Source organism: Bartonella sp. AA1HLJMS (genome assembly GCF_042197445.1).
Classification (GTDB): Bacteria; Pseudomonadota; Alphaproteobacteria; order Rhizobiales; family Rhizobiaceae; genus Bartonella.
This window is the reverse complement of record NZ_JBHIRW010000233.1, coordinates 1-962: the sequence shown is the minus strand read 5'-3', so window position 1 is coordinate 962 and position 962 is coordinate 1. Positions and strand designations below refer to the sequence as shown.

Below are 962 nucleotides of genomic sequence, written 5' to 3'. Positions count from 1 at the left end.
CATGCTGTCAAGGAAACCGCTAAAACCACAATACATACACCCCGCTTAAAATTCTTATACATAAAAGCCTCATTTTTGACATAAAAAACACTAAATATGTCAAAAATGAAATAAAATAAAGGATAAATTTAAAAGTATTTTATTTAACTTAAATATTGCGCATAATAAGCTTATGCATCTGTTTCAAAAGTAAGACCTTGATATGCAGGTTTTACATAGGATGGAACGTAATTTATAACCTTATTGTAATCCAGCGATCTGTCCATATGTGTGAGTATTGCTTGTTTCGGCTTTAAATATTCTATCCACTGTAATGCTTGATCAACAGAAAAATGACTCGGATGGGATTTAAATTGAAGAGCTTCAATGATGAGAACATCCAAATCCATTAATTTGGATAAAGTTTTTTCAGGAAATTCACTAACATCCGTACAATAGGCAACATTCCCAATCCGAAAACCTAAGGAATGAATGTTTCCGTGGTGTTGTAAATGTGTATTGACGCTTATTTCTCCGCCCTGCCCCTGAATAATAAATTGGCTATCTTCATTGATAAGATGCTCTTTTAAAATGGGAGAATAAGATGAATCTTTTGGAGTTTGAAAACAATATCCGAAAGCACTTTTGAGATGCTCTAGTGTAAATCTGTCGGCATAGATATCTATTAAACATTTTTGTGCAAGTGCATAGCTGCGTAAATCATCAATACCGTGGATATGGTCTGCATGAGAATGCGTGTAAAGAGCAGCATCAAGATGGCTTACACGCGCATCGATCATTTGTGAGCGAAAATCTGGACCTGTATCAATAACGATCGTTGTTTTGTCTCCAGAAGGTTTAATACGTTCAACTAATAAAGAACTTCTGTAGCGTTTATTTTTAGGGTTATTCGGATCACATGTTCCCCAATCACCATTAGGTCTTGGCACTCCTGGAGAAGGACCACAACCTAATATTGTAAA

General features: G+C 35.2%; 1 protein-coding gene. It reads right to left on the bottom strand.

The window, feature by feature from the left end:
- Window positions 1–170: 170 nt before the first annotated feature.
- The coding region (locus tag ACFIQE_RS10840) for an MBL fold metallo-hydrolase (protein ID WP_375707749.1) at window positions 171–962 on the bottom strand (792 nt) is incomplete at its 5' end.